Here is a 3,710-nt window from a genome sequence, read left to right as displayed (position 1 = left end):
CCTCGATCTTGCCCTTCTCGGCGAACTTCTCCAGTGACTTCCGAATGCCGCCCAGACCCCGGGTGGTGGCCGCGTCGTCCAGGTCGCGCAGCGTCACCTGCCAGCCCGCCTGCGCCGCCACCTGGGCGATGCCGGAGCCCATCAGCCCGGCCCCGACGACCGCGAGTCGACCCGCCATCTGCTTCTCCCTCGCTGCGATTGAGTGCCTGCCTGCACCCTAGTCGGCGAGCCTGAACGATGGCTAAGTGGCGGTCGGGACGGGTCGCTGAGAGCCGACCTCAGATCTCCAGCGCCGGCTCCTCCGGCGTGGTGCCCCGCTCGACAGCCACCCCGAGCGCCCGCAGGTCGGCCACGAAGTCCGGGTAGCCCCGGTCGACGTGATGCACGTGGGAAACCTCGGTGACCCCGTCCGCGCAGAGCCCGGCGATGATCAGCCCCGCGCCGGCACGGATGTCGGTGGCCCGCACCGGGGCGCCGGAGAGCCGGTCCCGTCCCCGGACCACGGCGTGATGCCCGTCGGTCTTGATGTCCGCGCCGAGCCGCATCATCTCGTTGGCGAACATGAACCGGCCGTCGAAGATGTTCTCGGTGATCAGCGACGCGCCGTCACTGACCGTCGCCAGCCCGATCGCCATCGGCAGCAGGTCGGTGGCGAAGCCGGGGTACGGCAGCGTCACCACGTCCACCGCCCGGGGCCGCTCGTCCATCCGTACCCGGAAGCCGTCCCCCCGCGTCTCCACCAGCCCGCCGGCGGCGACCACCTTGTCCAGCGCGACCTCCAGGAAGGCCGGGTCCAGCCCGGTCACCGTCACGTCGCCCCGGGTCATCGCCGCGCCGAACGCCCAGGTGCCGGCAACGATCCGGTCCCCCACCGTGGCGTGGCGCACCGGGCGCAGACCGGGCACACCGGTGATCCGCAACGTGGACGTGCCCGCGCCGGCGATGCGCGCGCCCATCTGGTTGAGCATCGTGCAGATGTCGACGATCTCCGGCTCGCGCGCCGCATTGTCGATCATCGTGGTGCCCTGGGCCAGCACCGCCGCCATCACCAGGTTCTCGGTGGCGCCGACGCTGGGAAAGTCCAGCATGATGTCCGCGCCACGCAGCCCGTGCGGGGCGGACGCGATGACGAACCCGTGCTCACCGGAGATCTCGGCGCCCATCCGGGTCAGCCCGGAGATGTGCATGTCCAACCCCCGCGACCCGATCGCGTCGCCGCCGGGATGGGCCACCCGCACGTACCCCCGGCGCGCCAGCAGCGGGCCGAGCACGCAGATCGACGCGCGCAACCGGCGGACCAGGTCGTAGTCGGCCTCCGCGCCCGGCTGTTCGGGTACGTCGATCGTCACCGACCGGGACCGGGCCACGCCACCACGAGCGACCATCGGGTCGACCGGGTCATCCGCGTCGAACTGGACGTCGCAGCCCAGCCGGCGCAGCACCTCCCCCATGATCGCGATGTCGGTGATCCGGGGCACGTTGGTGATCACGCTGCGGCCGGGGGCGAGCAGCGCCGCCGCCATCAGCTTCAACGCCGAGTTCTTGGCACCGACCACGTGCACGGTGCCGGCCAGTCGGGCGTCACCGCGGACCCGGATGACGTCGACGTCGTTGACCGCCGGATCGCCGGCGTCGCCGGGGCCCACCACCACCGGCCAGCCGGCGGTGCTGTCCGGCCGCGCCGGGATCGTCAGGTCGGGTATCCGTAGGCTGTGCGTCATGGCCGTCCACCTCACGCGCATCTACACCAAGGCCGGCGATGCCGGCATGACCAGGCTGAGCAACAACGAGCAGGTGCCGAAAACCGATCCGCGGATCGCCGCGTACGCGGATGTCGACGAGTGCAACGCGGCGATCGGCGTCGCGCTCGCGCTGGGAAACCTCGACGAGGAGCTTCGCGGCGTGCTGGGGTCGGTGCAGAACGACCTGTTCGACGTCGGCGCCGACCTGTCCACCCCGGTCGAGCCGGAGCCGAAGTACCCGCCGCTGCGGGTGACCGAGGAGTACGTCGAGCGCCTGGAGGGCTGGTGCGACGAGTACAACGCGCGCCTGAGCAAGCTCGACTCCTTCATCCTCCCCGGCGGCACCGCAGGCGCGGCGCTGCTGCACGTGGCGCGGACCGTCGCCCGGCGTGCCGAACGGGCGGCGTGGGCGCTGGTCGCCCACGATCCGGACCGAACCAGCACGCTCCCGGCAAAGTATCTCAACCGGCTCTCCGATCTGCTCTTTATCCTGTCAAGAACGGCAAATCCGGCAGGAGATGTGCGATGGGTGCCGGGCGGCAAGCGCTGAACGTCGGCACTCCGCACCACGTCAAGAGGGGGATTCCCGATCTGACCGCTGCCACGCGTCGCCAAGGCCGACTCGTCCTCCGGCGCCCCGCCACGGCCAGGGCTGACCTCCTGACGGTTCAGTGTCTAGATCGACTCGGGTTCCATGAAGTCGGGCCATCCTGGCCACCAGGACACCACGGTTTCAAGAAACCCGAGTCGATCACCGCGCCCGGCCACTGAACAGGCGAGACTCGACTTTCTCAGGCAACGGCAGGGGATTGATAACCACGCCGGACCTACGCACGGCGTGGCGGACGGGTTTCCGGGGCAGCCCGCCCGGCGCAGGGAACAAGCCTGACCGCCCGGAGCGGGGCGGGCTGCCCCGGAAACCCGAAAGAGCAACCGGCCGAAGAGCAGATCAGGCAGCAGGCCAGTCCTGGGAGGCCATACGCGGCGAGACCGCCCCCGGAGGGGCGGCCTCGAGCCAAGAGAGAAAACCGGTAACTGTCGATCGCGCCATGGCAATCTCCACCGGTGCGTGGTGACTGGTACAGCGGAGAATCACCCAGTCGGCCGGCATGGAGAACCGTTCCTGACCTTCGGGCAACCGGCGGCGCTCCACGGCCAGCCCTTTACGGGAGAGCACCCGCTTGGGCCGGATGGCGAAGCTGAACATGCGGTACCAGCGCAGCTCGTCACCGACGAACCGACCGAAGCCGGGCGACCAGCCACGGCCGTCGAGCATGGTGGAGACCCGGACGCTGAGCCGGATGATGCCACCGCTGCGGGTGACCAGAGCTCGCCGGACGAAGAGGATCAGAAGCGCGCCGAGGATGACGACAACGCCGATTCCGAAACCTTCGACGATCTCCATCCCCGGTGTGGCTCAGCGGCTCTGCGCGGAGACCGGGGTAGCGCTCTCGGCCAGCACGGTGACACCGTCGGCGCTCACCGAGAGGAAGCCACCGGCCACCTCGTAGGCGACCTGCTCACCGCCGGCGAGCTTGATGCGCACCTGGCCGGGCTCGGCGAGCTGGCCGAGAAGCGGCGCGTGCCCCGGCAGGACACCGAGCTCGCCCTCGGTCGTCCGGGCGACGACCATCTCGGCGTCACCGGACCAGACCTTCTCCTCGACGGCGACGAGCTCGACGTGAAGCTGCTGTGCCACGCTGTCTCCTTGCTGCGGCTACGGATTGCCGAAAGTCTAGCCTGACGGCGCGGCGCGCCCAACGCGGGTGGGGACAACGACGCCGGGACTACTTGGCCTTGTTGACGAATTCCGGGTGCTCGAGCAGGAACGGGTCGAGTTGCTCGTTGTGCAGGGCGGTGAAGAAGTCCGGGACCCCTTCCTTGAACTGCTCACCCAGGTACTTCTTACCGTCGAAGACGCCACCACCGGGCAGCTTGATCATCTCGATGGTGTTCGGGCGGATGTCC

Annotated in this window: 5 protein-coding genes and 1 pseudogene; 1 reads left to right on the top strand and 5 read right to left on the bottom strand. The window is 69.7% G+C overall.

Annotation, left to right across the window (positions count from 1 at the left end; translation table 11 throughout):
- Positions 1-178, bottom strand: a 178-nt coding sequence (locus KBX53_RS25870) for a 3-hydroxyacyl-CoA dehydrogenase NAD-binding domain-containing protein (protein ID WP_247676223.1), incomplete at its 3' end; no start/stop codon positions are given.
- 100 nt (positions 179-278) lie between these two features.
- Positions 279-1,721, bottom strand: coding sequence for a UDP-N-acetylglucosamine 1-carboxyvinyltransferase (gene murA / locus KBX53_RS25865; protein ID WP_210862126.1), 1,443 nt, complete (start codon positions 1,719-1,721; stop codon positions 279-281).
- On the opposite strand from murA, the gene KBX53_RS25860 reads away from it, so the two are divergent.
- On the top strand, positions 1,720-2,292 hold the full coding sequence (locus KBX53_RS25860; protein WP_210862125.1) for a cob(I)yrinic acid a,c-diamide adenosyltransferase: 573 nt from the start codon (positions 1,720-1,722) through the stop codon (positions 2,290-2,292). The genes murA and KBX53_RS25860 overlap by 2 nt on opposite strands.
- 399 nt (positions 2,293-2,691) lie before the next feature.
- On the opposite strand, the gene KBX53_RS25855 is transcribed toward KBX53_RS25860, so the two are convergent.
- The 3 genes and pseudogenes from KBX53_RS25855 to KBX53_RS25845 form a co-directional block, all read right to left on the bottom strand.
- Positions 2,692-3,147 (bottom strand): DUF2550 domain-containing protein, encoded by a 456-nt coding sequence (locus tag KBX53_RS25855; RefSeq protein WP_030333188.1) that lies wholly within the window; start codon positions 3,145-3,147, stop codon positions 2,692-2,694.
- 12 nt (positions 3,148-3,159) lie between these two features.
- Positions 3,160-3,441, bottom strand: coding sequence for a F0F1 ATP synthase subunit epsilon (locus KBX53_RS25850; RefSeq protein WP_030333186.1), 282 nt, complete (start codon positions 3,439-3,441; stop codon positions 3,160-3,162).
- Positions 3,442-3,529: 88 nt separating this feature from the next.
- A pseudogene (locus KBX53_RS25845) lies at positions 3,530-3,710 on the bottom strand (LytR family transcriptional regulator); the annotation flags it as partial.

Source organism: Micromonospora sp. M51 (genome assembly GCF_018070305.1).
GTDB classification, from domain to species: domain Bacteria; phylum Actinomycetota; class Actinomycetes; order Mycobacteriales; family Micromonosporaceae; genus Micromonospora; species Micromonospora parva.
This window is presented reverse-complemented; position numbering and strand designations above follow the sequence as displayed.